16 protein-coding genes are annotated in these 15463 nt (G+C 62.7%); 3 read left to right on the top strand and 13 right to left on the bottom strand.

Annotated features, from left to right (window positions below; translation table 11 throughout):
- Nucleotides 1–5: 5 nt before the first annotated feature.
- From ACVIIW_RS24250 to ACVIIW_RS24225, 6 genes are all read right to left on the bottom strand, one after another.
- Nucleotides 6–779: a motility protein A gene (locus tag ACVIIW_RS24250; protein WP_456703044.1), complete on the bottom strand. Its 774-nt coding sequence runs from the start codon at nt 777–779 to the stop codon at nt 6–8.
- Between the two features lie 214 nt (nt 780–993).
- Complete coding sequence (locus tag ACVIIW_RS24245) at nt 994–1818, bottom strand: SDR family NAD(P)-dependent oxidoreductase (protein ID WP_456703043.1); 825 nt, start codon at nt 1816–1818, stop codon at nt 994–996.
- 15 nt (nt 1819–1833) lie between these two features.
- Entirely contained in the window at nt 1834–2553 is a 720-nt protein-coding gene (locus ACVIIW_RS24240; protein ID WP_456703042.1) for an RraA family protein, read from the bottom strand.
- Nucleotides 2554–2675: 122 nt separating this feature from the next.
- The gene (locus ACVIIW_RS24235; RefSeq protein ID WP_456703041.1) at nt 2676–3557 is read right to left on the bottom strand and encodes a CDP-alcohol phosphatidyltransferase family protein; all 882 of its coding nucleotides are present in this window, start codon (nt 3555–3557) and stop codon (nt 2676–2678) included.
- Nucleotides 3558–3643: 86 nt separating this feature from the next.
- A complete protein-coding gene (locus tag ACVIIW_RS24230) occupies nt 3644–4342 on the bottom strand; it encodes a phosphatidylserine decarboxylase (RefSeq protein ID WP_456703040.1) in 699 nt (232 codons plus the stop codon).
- Nucleotides 4343–4426: 84 nt separating this feature from the next.
- On the bottom strand, nt 4427–6382 hold the full coding sequence (locus ACVIIW_RS24225) for an ABCB family ABC transporter ATP-binding protein/permease (RefSeq protein WP_456703039.1): 1956 nt from the start codon (nt 6380–6382) through the stop codon (nt 4427–4429).
- A 200-nt stretch (nt 6383–6582) separates the two neighbouring features.
- Between ACVIIW_RS24225 and ACVIIW_RS24220 the strand changes: the two genes are divergently transcribed.
- Nucleotides 6583–7188 (top strand): LOG family protein, encoded by a 606-nt coding sequence (locus tag ACVIIW_RS24220; RefSeq protein WP_456703038.1) that lies wholly within the window; start codon nt 6583–6585, stop codon nt 7186–7188.
- Here ACVIIW_RS24220 and ACVIIW_RS24215 read toward each other — a convergent pair whose 3' ends face one another.
- The 4 genes from ACVIIW_RS24215 to cysS all read right to left on the bottom strand — a co-directional run bounded on the left by ACVIIW_RS24215 (nt 7189) and on the right by cysS (nt 11172).
- Nucleotides 7189–7566, bottom strand: a complete 378-nt coding sequence (locus ACVIIW_RS24215; RefSeq protein WP_456703037.1) for a VOC family protein — start codon at nt 7564–7566, stop codon at nt 7189–7191.
- Between the two features lie 122 nt (nt 7567–7688).
- Nucleotides 7689–9287, bottom strand: coding sequence for a citramalate synthase (cimA, locus tag ACVIIW_RS24210; protein WP_456703036.1), 1599 nt, complete (start codon nt 9285–9287; stop codon nt 7689–7691).
- Nucleotides 9284–9775 (bottom strand): GNAT family N-acetyltransferase, encoded by a 492-nt coding sequence (locus ACVIIW_RS24205; RefSeq protein WP_456703035.1) that lies wholly within the window; start codon nt 9773–9775, stop codon nt 9284–9286. Before ACVIIW_RS24205 ends, cimA begins: the two co-directional genes overlap by 4 nt.
- On the bottom strand, nt 9775–11172 hold the full coding sequence (cysS, locus tag ACVIIW_RS24200) for a cysteine--tRNA ligase (RefSeq protein WP_456703034.1): 1398 nt from the start codon (nt 11170–11172) through the stop codon (nt 9775–9777). Before cysS ends, ACVIIW_RS24205 begins: the two co-directional genes overlap by 1 nt.
- A 295-nt stretch (nt 11173–11467) precedes the next feature.
- Between cysS and ACVIIW_RS24195 the strand changes: the two genes are divergently transcribed.
- Complete coding sequence (locus ACVIIW_RS24195) at nt 11468–11749, top strand: hypothetical protein (RefSeq protein WP_456703033.1); 282 nt, start codon at nt 11468–11470, stop codon at nt 11747–11749.
- Between the two features lie 143 nt (nt 11750–11892).
- On the top strand, nt 11893–13080 hold the full coding sequence (locus ACVIIW_RS24190) for a DUF2865 domain-containing protein (protein WP_456703032.1): 1188 nt from the start codon (nt 11893–11895) through the stop codon (nt 13078–13080).
- Between the two features lie 240 nt (nt 13081–13320).
- Here the strand turns inward: ACVIIW_RS24190 and ACVIIW_RS24185 are convergent, their stop codons facing one another.
- The 3 genes from ACVIIW_RS24185 to ACVIIW_RS24175 form a co-directional block, all read right to left on the bottom strand.
- Entirely contained in the window at nt 13321–14139 is an 819-nt protein-coding gene (locus ACVIIW_RS24185; protein WP_456703031.1) for a hypothetical protein, read from the bottom strand.
- A 116-nt stretch (nt 14140–14255) separates the two neighbouring features.
- Nucleotides 14256–14606 (bottom strand): hypothetical protein, encoded by a 351-nt coding sequence (locus tag ACVIIW_RS24180; protein WP_456703030.1) that lies wholly within the window; start codon nt 14604–14606, stop codon nt 14256–14258.
- A 149-nt stretch (nt 14607–14755) separates the two neighbouring features.
- Nucleotides 14756–15397, bottom strand: coding sequence for a DUF4145 domain-containing protein (locus ACVIIW_RS24175; protein WP_456703029.1), 642 nt, complete (start codon nt 15395–15397; stop codon nt 14756–14758).
- Nucleotides 15398–15463: the final 66 nt, after the last annotated feature.

The raw sequence follows: 15463 nt of genomic DNA, 5'->3' as shown, positions 1-15463 counted from the left end.
CCGCCTTACGCCGGAACCGGCTCGCCCTCGCCGTGGCGGTGCTTTTCGGGCAGATAGGCCAGCAGCATTTCGCGCACCAGAGTCGGGCTCTTGGAGTCGCGGATCATCAGGATGCCGTCGATGATCAGCGTACGATTGGTTTCCTCGTCGATCAGCTTGCCATGCAGCTTGTCGGCGATGGGCAGGCAGAGCAGGTTCGCGACCAGCGCACCGTAGAGAGTAGCCAGCAGAGCGGTCGCCATGAACGGGCCGAGCTTGGAGGGATCCGACATGTTCGAAAACATCTGCACCATGCCGATCAGCGTTCCGATCATCCCGAACGCAGGCGCGCAGTCGCCGACGGCGCGATAGATCTTGCTGCCTTCGTTGAGATGCAACAGGAAATTGTCGCGGTCGCGCTCCATATTGTCCCTGATGAAGTCGAGGTCGTAGCCGTCGGCGACGTAGCGGATGCCCTTGGCGAGGAACGGTTCGTCGGTCTCGACCTTTTCCAGGCCGACCGGACCCTGCTTGCGCGCGATCTCGGCGATGCGGGCGAGTTCGTCGACCAGGTCATGCGCCGACAGCCGGCTCATCGTGAAGGCGAATTTGAGACCGAGCGGCAGGCCGTGCGCCAGCACCGAGAGCGGAAAGCGGATCATGGTCGCTGCGGACGATCCGCCGAAGATGATGATCGCCGCATGATCGCTGATGAACATGTGCAGATCGCCGCCCAGAAACACCATCGTCGCGATGACGATCATGCCCGCCACGAGGCCGGCGCCCGTCATAATATCCATGGGAGTCTCCAAAGCGAACGCAGCAACGGCCGTCCTGGCCGGAGCGCGGTCCAACCCCGAACCGCACCGGAAACCCTAGAGCGGTGCTCTTAAAGCCGCGTAAAGGTTAAGTTCAGCCGATGCGACGGAGCAGCGTGCTTGGGGCGACAGGAACGGCTGCTTTGCCGTTCTGCGACACTCAATCTCAACCCTTTGCTAACCATAAAAGCGGCCCTCAGGCGGAGAGTCCTGTCAGCTTCAGGCTGAGCGCGCGCAAACGCCTGCGCGCATCGGCATCATAGGCCTGCGGATTGGCGCGCGCCTCGTTCATGCCGTCGAAGAAAAGGCCGCTTCGGCCCGTGACATCGTCGCCTTCGATCAGATGCAGGATCGCCGCACCACCCTGCTCGACCGTCGACAGCGGCGCGATACCGCCGGCACGCACCATGGTGGTGTTCATGTAAGTCGCCGGATGCAGCGCGTTCACGGTGATCCCGGCGTCCTTCAATTCCTCGGCGAGATCGATCGTGAACATGATCTGCGACAGCTTGCTCTGCGCATAGGCACGCGTGCCGCTGTAGCCCTTCGTGATCATGACGTCGTCGAAATCGACTGGATGCTGGCCAAGCGAGGCGACGTTCACGATACGCGAAGGCACGGCAGCCTTCAGCAACGGCATCAGCAGATGGACCAACAGGAAGCCAGAGAGGTAGTTCACGGCAAAACGCAGCTCGTGGCCATCGCGGCTTTCCTGCCTTTGCGGTCCGTCGCTCTGCGAGCCGATGCCGGCATTGCTGACCAGGACGTCGAGACGCGCGTGATCCCGCGTTACGGCCCTGGCGAGTTCGCGCGTGCCCGCCATGGACGACAGATCGGCCTGATAAAAGGTCGGCGCAACATCGCCGGCCTTCACGATCTCGTCGATCAGCGCTCTTGCACGCTCCGCATCGCGGCCATGAATGAGAACGCGCGCACCTTCGGCGGCAAGGCGGCTTGCAACGTAGCGTCCGACACCGTCGGTCGAGCCTGTGATCAGCACCGTCTTACCGCGCATGTCCATGAGGTCACTCCAGGCTCAGTGAATCTCCGCCGACTGCTTCAGCGCGGCCTTGAGCTTCTCCAGCGAGAAGTCGGGGCTGCGCGCGATCTCGAGGATGGGCGTCTCGCGGCGGCCGCAGAGCTCGGCGGCCTCGGGCAGCTTTGCCGCGAGATCGAGCGGGATCACGATGGCACCGTGCCGGTCGGCGTGGATCAGATCGTCGGAATTCACCGTCATGCCGGCGACCCGGACCTGACCGCCAAAGCTTTCCGCGTGGACCCACGCGTGCGACGGACCGATCGAGCCGGCCAACGCCTGGAAGCCCGGCGCCCATTGCGGGACATCGCGGATCGAACCGTCGGTGACGACGCCAAGACAGCCAAGCGCCTTATGGACGTTGCTCTGCACCTCGCCCCAGAACGCGCCGTAGCCGATATCGGGACCGTCGACGTCCTGGATCACCGAAATGCGCGGGCCATGGCCGGTGCCGACATACTCGTAATATTCGATGCGTCGCCTGGCCTGCTCTGCCGCGGGCAGCGGGGACTTCTGCACTGCGCGGATCGTCACGGTGCGGGCGTAGCCGACCATCGGCGGCAGCTCGGGGAACGGGCACACCAGCTGTTTGGTGGTGAAGCCGATCAACCGTCGCTCCGGTGCAATCAGCTCCATGGCGTTGCAGATGGTCGGCGTATCGTAGCGGCCCAGCGCTTCGAGGACGGCAGCGGGCAGCGGCCCGGTCGCGGTATCAGTCACGGCGTTCTCTCCCAGGTTGGCGGCCGCTGTTGACGCGGTGCCGCCGGCACTGGGCGATATAGCCGAGATCGGGCCTCAACCCAACTCGGGCGCTCTCATGGCAGATATCCGCGTGCGATCGCTCAGTGCAAGCGTCCGGGCCGGTCATCCTCGTGCGGAGGTTCAGACAAGCTCGCCATTGTCGGCGCCGACGGCGGCGACGAAACTTCGCCGGCCACGGGCGCAGTGGCTTGCGTTGCGCGCGCCTGGTCGCGGTAGGATTTGTAGCCGAGCGGCAGGCCCAGCAAATAGAGCGCCGTACCGACCAGGAGCACGTGCCAGGGATAGGCAATCAGGATCGCAATGAAGACGACCACGGCGACGAAGGCCGGCAACACCAGTTCTGGCGACACACGCATACGCTTGGTCTTGCCGGAGAACACCGGCAGCCGCGAGACCATCAGGAAGGCGATCAGCAGCGTATAGGCAGCCGTCAAAGCGGCCGGCGCGCGGCCGAGATCGAGGAAGGCAGCATAGATCGGCAGCAGCACGGTGATCGCACCGGCCGGCGCCGGTACGCCCGTGAAGAAATTGGCGGCGAAAGCGGGCTTGTTCGGATCGTCCATCGTGGCATTGAAGCGCGCGAGCCGCAAACCGCCTGAGATCGCAAACACCATGGCGGCGATCCAGCCGGCATTGCCGAGCTCGTGCAGCTGCCAGAAGTACAGCATCAGGCCGGGCGCGACGCCGAAATTGACGAAGTCGGCGAGGCTGTCGAGCTCGGCGCCGAATTTGGACTGCCCCTTGATCATGCGGGCGACGCGCCCGTCGATGCCGTCGAGCGCGGCCGCGAACACGATCGCGTAAACGGCCAGCGCCATCCGCCCCTCGATCGACAGCCGGATCGAGGTCAGGCCGGCGCAGATCGCCAGCAGCGTGATGACATTGGGCACCAGCATCCGCACCGGGATCGGGCGGAACCGCCGGCGGCGAAGATCTGGATCTCGGAAGTCGTAGGGGGTCATTGGCTCGTCCTCACCTGCAGGCGAGATATAGCAAGCCGTGCTCCCCTGCGCCATTGCGGCGGTGGGCCCCCGACACGGGCTGCCTGTCAACTGGCGCGGTAGGCGCGGCCGGGGTCGTCTCCGGTGAGATCGGCCAGGATGGTCTCCCCGGCGATCGCGGTCTGGCCTTCCGAGACCAGCGCCTTGGTGCCGACAGGCAGATAGATATCGAGCCGCGAGCCGAAGCGGATCAGGCCGAACCGCTCACCGGCCCCGACGGCCTGCCCTTCCCTGACGAAGCAGACGATGCGCTTCGCCACGAGGCCAGCGATCTGGATCACGCCGATGCGGCCCTGTGGGGTCGAGATGACGAGCGAATTGCGCTCATTGTCCTCGCTCGCCTTGTCGAGTTCGGCATTGATGAACAGGCCAGGGCGATAGGCGATGCGGTCCACCCTGCCCGCGATCGGGCTCCGATTCACGTGACAGTTGAACACGCTCATGAACACCGAGATGCGCGGCAGAGGCCGGTCGCCGAGGCCGAGCTCAGCCGGCGGCAACGCCATGGTGACCATCGAGACCCGACCGTCGGCCGGCGACACCACGAGCCCGTCACGCTGGGGCGTCACGCGCACGGGATCGCGGAAGAACAGCGCACACCACACGGTCAGGATGGTGCCGATCCACCCCAGCGGCGACCACAGCCAGAACAATGCGAGGCTTGCCAGCGCAAAGCCGCCGATGAAGGGATAGCCCTCCTTGTGGATCGGCGGGATCTGACGCTGGATGGAATCGAGAATGGACATGCTATCTGCCGCTCAGGAGGGTGATGGCGCGGGTCGTCTCGCGCACCGGGGTTGTTTAGGCCAGAGTTGGGACTGGAGACAAGCTCACTCCGCGGCCGCCTGCGCCGTGAGGGTGTCCTCGACAAGCGGCGGCTCCCGGTTGGGGGCGTCGCTCGAATCGGCCATCCGGGCCAGCTTCTCGCGGGCGGCTTCGGCCTCGCGCTGCCTGTTCCACATGCTGGCGTAGAGACCGTCGTGCGCGAGCAGGCTGGCATGGGTGCCGCGTTCGGCGATGCGGCCCTGGTCGAGCACGATGATCTCGTCGGCACCGACGATTGTCGAGAGCCGGTGCGCGATCACCAGCGACGTCCGGTTCTTTGCCACGCGGTCCAGCGCGCCCTGGATTTCGTGCTCGGTGTGGGTGTCGAGCGCCGAGGTCGCCTCGTCCAGCACCAGGATCGGCGGCGCCTTCAACACCGTGCGCGCGATCGCGACGCGCTGCTTCTCGCCGCCTGACAGTTTCAGGCCGCGCTCGCCGACCTGGGTCTCGTAGCCCATCGGCGCCATGCGTATGAAATGGTCGATCTGCGCCAGCCGCGCCGCCTCCTCGACCTCCTCATCGCCGGCATCCCAGCGTCCGTAGCGGATGTTGTAGCGGATGGTGTCGTTGAACAGCACGGTATCCTGCGGCACCATGCCGACCGAGGCGCGCAAGCTCGCCTGCGTGACCTCGCGGATATCCTGGCCGTCGATCAAAATCCTGCCGCCGGAAACGTCGTAGAGACGGAACAAGAGCCGCGAGATGGTCGACTTGCCGGCGCCTGAAGGGCCGACGATGGCGACGGTCTTGCCGGCCGGCACTTCGAAGCTGATGCCCTTCAGGATCGGCCGCGTCGGCTCATAGGCAAACCGCACATCCTCGAACCGCACCGTGCCGGCGGAGACCGCCAGCGGCTGTGCATTTGGCGCATCCTTGATCTCGGCCTCACGGCCGATCACGTTGAACATCTTCTCGATGTCGATGATCGCCTGCTTGATCTCGCGATAGACCATGCCCATGAAATTCAGCGGCTGGTAGAGCTGGATCATCATGGCGTTGACCAGCACGAAATCGCCGACCGTGTGGGTGCCGTTGCGCACCCCGATCGCGCACATCAGCATGGTCGCGGTCAGTCCCAGCGTGAAGATCACGGCCTGGCCGGTGTTGAGCACGGCTAGCGAGGTATAGGTGTGAATACTCGCTTCCTCGTAGCGCGCGACCGACTTGTCGTAGCGCTGCGCCTCGCGGGCCTCGGCGCTGAAATATTTGACGGTCTCGTAGTTGAGCAGCGAGTCGATCGCCTTGGTGTTCGCCTCGGTGTCGGAATCGTTCATCTTGCGGCGGATGCCGATCCGCCACTCGGTCGCGATGTAGGTGTAGTACATGTAGAGCGTGACCGTGATCAGGGTCGCGACCACGTAGCGCCAGTCGAACTGCCACAGCAGCACGGCCATCAGCAGCGAGACCTCGACGATGGTCGGGATCAGCTGCAGGATCACCATGCGCACGATGACCTCGATGCCTTCACGGCCGCGCTCGAGCACGCGGGTCAGCCCCCCGGTCTTGCGCTCAAGATGAAAGCGCAACGAGAGTTCGTGCATGTGGACGAAGGTGATGGTGGCGAGCTTGCGCACCGCATGCATGGCCACGCGGGCGAAGATGCCGTCGCGCCATTGCGTCAGCACCGCCATCACGATACGCATGACGCCGTAGCTCGCGGTCAGAATCAGGGGCGATGCAACCACCCAGAGGTGCCAGTTGCTGGCTTGCACCGGCGCGGTGTTGGCGCCGGTGAGCGCATCGGTTGCCCATTTGAAGCTGAACGGCACCGTCAGCGTGATCAGCTTGGCGGCGAGCAGCAGCACCATCGACCAGACCACCCGCATCTTCAAATCGAAGCGGTCGCCCGGCCAGATATAAGGCCACAGATGCGCCAGCGTGCCCATCAGGGTGGCCCGCTCCAGCGGTCCAGCCGCGGAAGCAGGAACGTCGGAGCCGTCGGGCGATTGAGGTTGATCCATCAAGAAAGCCTAGAGCCCACCGGATGCGGCGGCGCTGCGATTAACGATTTGCGCCCATGATATAGAGACTTCCCGATGCCAACGCACCCCGCCAGATGGCGAATATTCGATTGTTTGTCGTCATTTACCGGTAGATTTCCGGGTAGTCCGAATCACCCGAGGGGCTTGACGCCCCTTCGCTGCAATGCATCATGGTATCAATGAGCACGATCAAAACCGTCTGTGTCTATTGCGGCTCCGGTCCCGGAACCAATCCCCACTTCACCGAAGGCGCCAAGGCGTTCGGCAAGGCGCTTGCCGAGAGCAACATCCGCCTGGTCTATGGCGGCGGCTCGCTTGGCCTGATGGGCTCGGTGGCGACCTCCGTGCTTGATCACGGCGGCACTGTCACCGGCATCATTCCCGAATTCCTGCGCAAGCGCGAGAACGCGCTCACCCGCGTGCAGGAGATGATCGTCACGCCCGACATGCACGAGCGCAAGCGGCTGATGTTCGAGCGTTCGGACGCCTTCGTGGCGCTGCCGGGCGGCGTCGGCACGCTGGAAGAGCTGGTCGAGCAGTTGACCTGGAAACAGCTCGGCCGTCACGCCAAGCCGGTGTTGCTCGCCAATATCGACAATTTCTGGGAGCCGCTGTTCTCGCTGCTGTCGCACATGCGCCAGACCGAGTTCATCCGCGCCGGCCTTTCGGTCGATATTCTCAAGGCCGATCGCGTCGAGGATATCCTGCCGAAGCTGAGATCGGCCGCGACCCAGATCGCCGAGGCGGAAAAGCAGATGGCCCCGGACGTCGCCCGGAAGCTGTAATCAGTCCTGCGGAAACGTCACCGCCTCGATCCTGTTGCCATCGGGGTCGGTGACGAAGGCCGCGTAATAGCGCACGCGGTCATGCGGGCGGAGGCCCGGCGCGCCGTCGGATGCGCCGCCGGTCGCAAGCGCTGCGGCATGGAACGCGTCGACCTCGGCCGTCGTTTTTGCCCGCAGGCAGACATGCACGCCGCTCTCCGGGGCTACAGGCGCCATGGCCTCCCGCAGATTGATCCAGAATTCGGGATAGGCCTTGCCGAAGCCGATTGTACGCGGGCGCGTGACGAGGCGTGCGAGCCCGAGGGCGGCGAGCGTGGCCTCGTAGAATTCAGCAGCGCGTTCGAGCTCGCTGACGCCGACGGAGATGTGGTCGATCATTGGTCGCGCTCCTCCCTCTCCTCCTCGTCATTGCGCGCGCAGCGAAGCAATCCAGAGTCTTTCCGTGGCGACAGTCTGGATTGCTTCGCTGCGCTCCCAATGAGGGTTAATGTGGTTACACCCTACGCCGGCGCGCCCGATTTCACGAGCTTGTAGATCACCGAATCCATCAGCGCCTGGAACGAGGCGTCGATGATGTTCGGCGACACGCCGACCGTCGTCCAGCGATCGCCATTCTCGTCCTCACTCTCGATCAGGACGCGCGTGACCGCGCCGGTGCCGCCATTGAGGATACGCACCCGGTAGTCGATCAGCTTCAATGCCTCGATGTACTTCTGGTACTTGCCGAGATCCTTGCGCAAGGCAACATCGAGCGCGTTGACGGGGCCGTTGCCCTCGGCGGCCGAGATCAGATGCTCGCCGGCGACGTCGACCTTGACCACGGCCAAGGCAACGGTGACGCGCTCGCCGTGCGAATTGTAGCGCTGCTCGACATTGACGTCGAATTGCTCGACCTCGAAATAATGCGGCACCTTGCCCAGCGTGCGCCGCGCCAGCAGATCGAACGAGGCGTTGGCGGATTCATAAGCGTATCCGGCCGCCTCACGCTGCTTCAACTCCTCGACCAGCCGCGTCAGCTTCGGATCGCTCTTCTCGTAAGGGATGCCGGCACGATCGAGCTCGGCGATCACGTTGGAGCGGCCGGCCTGGTCTGACACCAGCACCCTGCGGTGGTTGCCGACGGTCTCCGGCAACACATGCTCGTAGGTCTGCGGATCCTTCATCACGGCGGAGGCGTGAATGCCTGTTTTGGTAACGAAGGCGCTTTCGCCGACATAGGCCGCATGCCGGTTCGGCACGCGGTTGAGCATGTCGTCGAGCGTGCGCGAGATCTTGACGAGGGTCGCCAGCTTCTCCGGCGTGACCGAGATCTCGAAAGCCTCCGAAAACTCCTTCTTCAATTTCAAGGTCGGGATCAGCGAACAGAGATTGGCGTTGCCGCAGCGCTCGCCGAGGCCGTTCAGCGTGCCCTGGATCTGCCGCGCGCCGGCGCGCACCGCGGCGAGCGAATTGGCCACCGCCTGCTCGGTGTCGTTATGGGCGTGGATGCCGACGTGATCGCCGGGGATATGTTTCGTCACTGAAGTGACGATGGCTTCGACCTCGTTTGGCATGGTGCCGCCATTGGTGTCGCACAGGACCACCCAGCGCGCGCCGGCGTCATAGGCCGCCTTGGCACAGGCGAGCGCAAAACCCGCATCTTCCTTGTAGCCGTCAAAAAAGTGCTCGCAGTCGAGCATGACTTCGCGGCCGGCGGCCTTCGCCGCCGCGACGCTGTCACGGATCGAGGCGAGATTCTCCTCCTTCGTCGTCTCCAGCGCGACACGCACCTGATAGGCCGAGGACTTTGCCACGAAGCAGATCGCGTCCGCCTTTGCTTCAAGAAGTCCCGCAACGCCGGGATCGTTGGACACCGAGCGCCCTGCCCGCCGGGTCATGCCAAAGGCGGTGAAGCGCGCGTGCTCGAGCTTGGGCTTGGTGCCGAAAAATTCGGTGTCGAGAGGATTGGCGCCGGGATAGCCGCCCTCGACATAATCGATGCCGAGATCATCGAGCATGCCGGCGATGACCTGCTTGTCCTCAAGCGTGAAATCGACGCCGTTGGTCTGCGCGCCGTCGCGCAGCGTGGTATCGAACAGATAAAGGCGCTCCTTGCTCATTGTGGTGCTCCGAGCGTCTTCTTCATCGTGGTGTTGGCGAGCCATTCGTCATTCATCGTGACGCTGTTACGCTGCTGGGCGGTGTAGCCGCGCTTGGCGAAGAAGTTTTGCGCGGTGTCGCTGGCATCGACGGTGAGCGCCGCAGCGCCGCGGCCGCCGGCGAGCTTCTCCAGCGCATCGACCAGCATGGTCGCGATGCCCTGCCGGCTGACGGCCGGATGCACATAGAGCATGCGGATGTGATCCGGGCCGCGCAGCGAAGCGAAGCCGACCGGCGAGCCATCCAGCGTGGCGATCAGCGTCAGGTCGGAGGCGAGCCGCTTGCCGAACTCCTCGGTCTCGGCCGCCTCCATCCAGGCTTCCTGCTGCGCCTCGCTGTAATCGTCGCCGGTCAGCTCCTGGATGCTGGCGACGAAGATCGCGGCCAGCATCGGGACATCGGCCGGCAGGAACGGCCGCAAGCCAGGCTTGGGATGCGCTTGTGCCATCACGCGAGCTCCCACGTCGTCACGGGTTTACCATCGGCATCCTTGCCATCCTTGATCACGACGCCCTTGGCCGCGAGTTCGTCACGGATACGATCGGACTCCTTAAAATCCTTTCGCGCGCGCGCAGCCGCGCGCTCCGCGATGAGACGGTCGATCTCGGCGGCATCAATGCCACTCGCCTGCTGCTTACGACCTTCCCATTGCGCCGCGCTTTCGGACAGGAAACCGAGCAGGCGCAAGGAAGCCGAAAGGCCGGCCGCATCGGACGCATTGCGCAGACCATGCAGCGCCGCGATTGCTTGCGGCGTGTTGAGATCGTCGAGCAACGCATCGACCACTGCTGTCCCCGGCTTCGACGGCGCGACGTCGGCCGCAAGGCGATACCAGTCATTGAGCGTCTTGGCGCTCTCTTCCAGCGACTTCATGGTCCAGTCGATCGGCGAGGTGTAGTGCGTCTTCAGCATGTTGAGGCGCAGCACCTCACCCGGCCAGTCCACCAGCAGCTCGTGAATGGTGATGAAGTTACCAAGCGACTTGGACATCTTCTCGCTTTCGACCTGCAGGAAGCCGTTATGCATCCAATAGTTCGCCATGCGCTGCTGGTGGAAGGCGCAGCAGGTCTGCGCGACCTCGTTCTCGTGATGCGGAAATACGAGATCGATGCCGCCACCGTGGATGTCGAACTGTTCGCCGAGATGTTTCCAGGCCATGGCCGAGCACTCGATGTGCCAGCCCGGGCGCCCCTCGGTCTTGATGCCCGCCGGTGATGGCCAGGACGGCTCGCCCGGTTTCGACGGCTTCCAAAGCACGAAGTCTGTGGAGTCCTTTTTGTAAGGCGCAACGTCAACGCGCGCGCCGGCGATCATCTCGTCGAGCGAGCGCCTCGACAGCGCACCATAACGCGGCAGCGTGGCGTTCGCCGCGTTCATCGCCTGCGGCGAGAACAGCACGTGGTCCTCGGCGGCATAGGCAAAGCCACCCTTGATCAGCATTTCGATGATCTCGCGCATCTCGCCGATGTGCTCGGTCGCGCGCGGCTCGACGCTCGGCCGCAGCGCGCCGAGCGCGTCGACGTCGGCGTGAAACTGCTTTCCGGTCTGCTCGGTGACTTTGCGGATCGCCTCGTTCAGCGGCAGGCCGGGAAAATCCCGCGCGGCACGGTCGTTGATCTTGTCGTCGACGTCGGTGATGTTGCGGACATATTTGACATGCGCCTCGCCATAGATGTGGCGCAGCAGCCGAAACAGCACATCGAACACGATCACCGGCCGCGCATTGCCGATATGGGCGAAGTCATAGACGGTCGGTCCGCAGACGTACATGCGGACGTTGTTCGCATCGAGCGGCACGAAGGTGCGCTTTTCCCGGCTCAACGTATCGTAAAGACGCAATTCCATTGGGGCACCCGTCGGCTGTTGGCCGGGCGTCCAGTGCTCTCAATGTGTTTTGAGAAAAGACGGCTCCAGCCAGCGAATCGCTAGCTCGTAATCTCGCGGCAAATAATGCAAATGGCGAGGAGACCGTTCATGCGGCGACATATGGGCCACGAAGGCGCCTTCCGTCAAGAGAGCCGCGAAAATGCCGGCTTATTTCGGCGATGGGCCGCGGCCCCGTCTTGATGGTTCATGATCCTTAACCATTTGAGCCCATTCTGGAACCGGCAGTTTCCAGTTTTTTGCCCCAAGGTGTTTCATGCGATCCCTGCTCGCACTCGTGTCTTGCGCCTCCATCCTTGCGGCATCCGGCGCTTTCGCGGAGACCCGTGTCTTCATCATCACCGAGGAGTGCCTTGCCAAGGGCGAGAAATGCGGCGCGCAGGTCGCCCGCACCTACTGCCAGTCACGGGACTTTGCACAGGCATCAAGCTACCGCCGGGTCGATCCCGACGAAATTACCGGCTCTGTCCCCAAATCCGGCGCAAACTGCTCCCATGGCCATTGCGACGAATATGTCGCAATCACCTGCCAGCGCTGAATTCGCTCGGAACTGGCGGACCTTAGGACCCGTTTACGGCCCCTGAAACGACGTGACGATGCCGCAGGAAGCGGTTATTGGAGGGCGCGCTTCGGCCCTCCAAATCGCATTGGAAAGTCACTTCGGGCCGTGACCTCGCTAGAATGGCGGATATGCCTGAATCTTTGTCTCTGTCTCGTCCCCGATCTCTCCTTGCGTGCACCGTGCTTCTGAGCTCGATCGTGCTCGCCACCGGCGCGTTTGCCCAGGCCGGGCCGCCCGGCGCGCCGCCTCCGCCTGCCCAAGTCGGCCCTGGGTCGAACCCGATGTGCGTGCGGCTGGAAGGGCAGCTCGCTGCGCTCGACCGCGGGGCGAGCGGCGATCCCGCGCGCGAGGAACAGATCCGCCGTTACCAGGATTCCCAGAGCCGCCAGCAGGCCGAGCTCGATCGCGTGACCATGCAGGCCAAGCGCATGGGCTGCGAATCCTCCGGCTTCTTCTCGCTGTTCAACGGCCAGTCGGCGCAATGCGGTCCTGTCAACACCCAGATCCAGCAGATGCGCGCCAATCTGGATCAGATCACCGGCAATCTCGAACGCCTGCGTAGCGGTCCCGGTGGCGGCAACCCTGAACGGGACAGCCAGCGCCGCTCGGTGCTGGTTGCGCTCGCGCAGAACAATTGCGGCCCGCAATATGCCAATGCCGCGCAGTCGCAGGGCGGCGGCAACTTCCTGACCAATCTCTTCGGCGGCGGTAACAACCCCAACAATCAGCAGCCGGGCGTCCCGCCCGCTGATCTCGGACCGCAGAGCGGCACTTATCGCACCGTCTGCGTGCGCACCTGCGACGGCGCCTATTTCCCGATCTCGTTTGCGACCGTGCCGGCGCGCTTCCCCGATGACGAGAGGACCTGCAAGGCGCTCTGCCCGGCGGCCGAAGCCGTGCTGTATGCCCACCGCAATCCCGGCGAGGACATGAGCTCGGCTGTCTCCATCAGCGGCCAGCCCTACACGTCGCTGCCGAATGCCTTCAAATTCCGCAGCGAGTTCAACCCGTCCTGCTCCTGCAAGGCGGCCGGCCAGAGCTGGGCCGACGCGCTGAAATCCGCCGACGACAAGGCGGCCGTCGAGCAGCAGGGTGACATCATCGTCACCGAAGAGAGCGCCAGGAAGATGCAGCAGCGGCAGCTCACCAAGGGCGCGCCTGCGAACGGAAAAAAGGGCGCAGCTCCGGCGCAGGCGACGGCGAATGCACCGGCAGCAACGCAGCCCGCGGACGCGAACACCACGACCACGCCGGAGAACAAGCCGATCCGCTCGGTCGGCCCGACCTTCCTGCCGCAGCAGAAGTAGTAAAGGATTCTTACTTCCCTTCTCCCCTTGCGGGAGACGTACGGTTGGAAATAACCCCGTAAAAACAACGGAATGGAGGGCCACTGTCCTCCGTTCTGTCTCGCCGGGACCGGCGCGAAAAACCTGTGGGAAGCCCGCTGGTGCGTCCGCTGGAAAACGCCAGCGGGGGCGCGCTGCCCGCCCTGAGAGACTCCCGTTGTCGATGCTGCACGACAATCCTACGCCGCGCCAAGGATACCTTTAGCTAAGCTGAAGGAACATGACTACGGCCATCAACACAAACGTTAGTGCTCCAGCGATGTATCCGATTGATCGAAGTGGATGGTATTCGCCCTGCGCGAAAAACCACTGCGAAAACCGCCCGGCCAACCGGACCGAGTTGAGCAATTGAGCGATCAAGACCCCCAACGCAAAAAGCGGCAGCCAAAGATGAACTGTAAAGGCTGGTACTAACAAGGACCGGCGAACACCGTCATGATGAATAAGTCTGTTCCACATCGCAGCATCCTCTAGGAAATAGCGCCAGTGAAACTCACCCATCGAAATCGAAAAGGTCACTACATCAATCAAGGCATAGCAACCTGCGACAATGAACGCACCGATAAGCGGTGCTGTGAAGAGCGCGAACAGTGGCCGCCTGCCCGCCATGACCAGCCACTGCCGAATAAAAAAAAGCGAAACATAATCTGAAGCGATGTTTTGGCCGAGTTGTCGCGCCGCATAATACCAGAGTTCGGGAACGCGCGACACGATCCCCCAAGTCGGGTAAAGCTGATTAGCAACTACGATTGTCAAAATCGAAGAGATCAATGCAGACCTGAGGATTGCCCTCCAACCCCAAAGCGGTCGCGTATAGAGCAAATCGAAAATTTCCACGATCACGGCCGATACGTCGACCTTGTTATAGCTTGGCCGCGCAAACCATTCTGTGATCGTCCTTCTTGCCCTCGCAGCCGCCTTGCGATCCAACCACCAAAACAGCCCGACAACAACAGATGCATATAAGAGCGGCTGAGAGTAGCCGAGAGCCTTCAAAGAAGCCGCTAGCAACTGATCCACCCCCAACCCCCGAGATCACAATCAAAGGTAACATATTAATCGCGCACAATTCGAACAACAACAAAGATGCCCAGAAGAGGGTACGAGTAGCACCGGGAATGCACTCGGCTTAAAATCTATAGATGCTCACCCGCCGCCGGATCAGTGCCGACGACTATAGCGTCCACGAAGACGGCCAGCTGATTGGCCGCATCCGGTTTGCCCGCGACCGCGTGCCGCCGCGTTGGCTCTGAACCGTCACTGTCACGATTCCCGGCCCGCCGTTCGGCGACGCCGAGTCCATCGACCAAGCCAAGGCGCGGTTCAAGGCAGCATGGATCGCCTTCAAGGAGCAGCACGGCGCCGACGAACTGACGAAGGCGTTTGAGCAGATGAATCACGCCAACAGGCCGGGGCGGTATCAGCGGTGAGCTGCGGACGATCAGCAGGTTGGCTGGCGCGAAGCGCCCGGTGAATAACCGGGACAATCGCCCCATTCCTCTAACGAGGACCGACTCCGTGCATAGTGAACGATAGTGCTGAAGAAGCGGCTTCTGCGACCGCAAAAAAATCGCTTCGACCACCTATGTCGGACAGTGAGCGGCACGTCCACAGGACGGAGGCGCTAACAAGGCAGCTATTGCCTTGGCGGTACACGACTCGCCAACCTCTGAGCGTCGTTGGCGTGACCATAGATCGGGGCCATCACACCCTCAACGATATCAAGAGCGACGTTCAGATCGTGCTCGGATGGGACGAAGCCCCGGTGCATGGCCGCATCCCCGACATCAAGTGTAGTACGCATCGCCTTGCGCTGGATTGCAGAAATATAGCCCGCGTGCTGGAAGGCATCGAGCTTCTCATTAAATGTAGAAAGATCGCCGACTTTCATAATCATAACCTGCTCCAATAACGCCCTGATACCCATCGCAGCAAGCCGATATTGGCCTCCAGCTACGGCTTGGTACACTTCTTTGAGCAGAGACATCAGTTGCTCAATATCCTGCCGTTCTATTGGAAGGCACTCTATAATTGCCAACCTTACCCAATCCGGCTCCCTTCGAAAAACCGGGGAAGGGAAGTAGTCGGTGATAGGGTCTTCATTTGCGAAATAAACGTCAGAGCGAAGGCTCATCGAAATGCGACCGCAGCCGCAGCACTCGATCATGCGGAAGGTGCATTCTTCACCGCCGTCGGAGGTTGATTTTTGAAACAACACCGAATGGTTTTTAAAACCTACACAATTCGAGCAAGGCGCGGCGATCAGTGGGTACGTCATGCGGATACCGGAAAAATGGACCGTGCAACTTTAACTGGAACGAGCCCGAGTTCCGAGTCCTAGTTC

It is taken from the genome of Bradyrhizobium sp. USDA 4449, from assembly GCF_054056275.1.
Note: the sequence above shows the minus strand (reverse complement) of the source record. Positions and strands in the feature narration are given on the sequence as shown.

Excerpts from the sequence above, each read along its gene's own strand:
- ACVIIW_RS24250 (WP_456703044.1), bottom strand. The coding sequence starts at position 779 with ATGGATATTATGACGGGCGCCGGCCTCGTGGCGGGCATGATCGTCATC.
- ACVIIW_RS24245 (WP_456703043.1), bottom strand. The coding sequence starts at position 1,818 with ATGGACATGCGCGGTAAGACGGTGCTGATCACAGGCTCGACCGACGGT.
- ACVIIW_RS24235 (WP_456703041.1), bottom strand. The coding sequence starts at position 3,557 with ATGACCCCCTACGACTTCCGAGATCCAGATCTTCGCCGCCGGCGGTTC.
- ACVIIW_RS24230 (WP_456703040.1), bottom strand. The coding sequence starts at position 4,342 with ATGTCCATTCTCGATTCCATCCAGCGTCAGATCCCGCCGATCCACAAG.
- ACVIIW_RS24225 (WP_456703039.1), bottom strand. The coding sequence starts at position 6,382 with ATGGATCAACCTCAATCGCCCGACGGCTCCGACGTTCCTGCTTCCGCG.
- ACVIIW_RS24220 (WP_456703038.1), top strand. The coding sequence starts at position 6,583 with ATGAGCACGATCAAAACCGTCTGTGTCTATTGCGGCTCCGGTCCCGGA.
- ACVIIW_RS24215 (WP_456703037.1), bottom strand. The coding sequence starts at position 7,566 with ATGATCGACCACATCTCCGTCGGCGTCAGCGAGCTCGAACGCGCTGCT.
- cimA (WP_456703036.1), bottom strand. The coding sequence starts at position 9,287 with ATGAGCAAGGAGCGCCTTTATCTGTTCGATACCACGCTGCGCGACGGC.
- ACVIIW_RS24205 (WP_456703035.1), bottom strand. The coding sequence starts at position 9,775 with ATGGCACAAGCGCATCCCAAGCCTGGCTTGCGGCCGTTCCTGCCGGCC.
- cysS (WP_456703034.1), bottom strand. The coding sequence starts at position 11,172 with ATGGAATTGCGTCTTTACGATACGTTGAGCCGGGAAAAGCGCACCTTC.
- ACVIIW_RS24195 (WP_456703033.1), top strand. The coding sequence starts at position 11,468 with ATGCGATCCCTGCTCGCACTCGTGTCTTGCGCCTCCATCCTTGCGGCA.
- ACVIIW_RS24190 (WP_456703032.1), top strand. The coding sequence starts at position 11,893 with ATGGCGGATATGCCTGAATCTTTGTCTCTGTCTCGTCCCCGATCTCTC.
- ACVIIW_RS24175 (WP_456703029.1), bottom strand. The coding sequence starts at position 15,397 with ATGACGTACCCACTGATCGCCGCGCCTTGCTCGAATTGTGTAGGTTTT.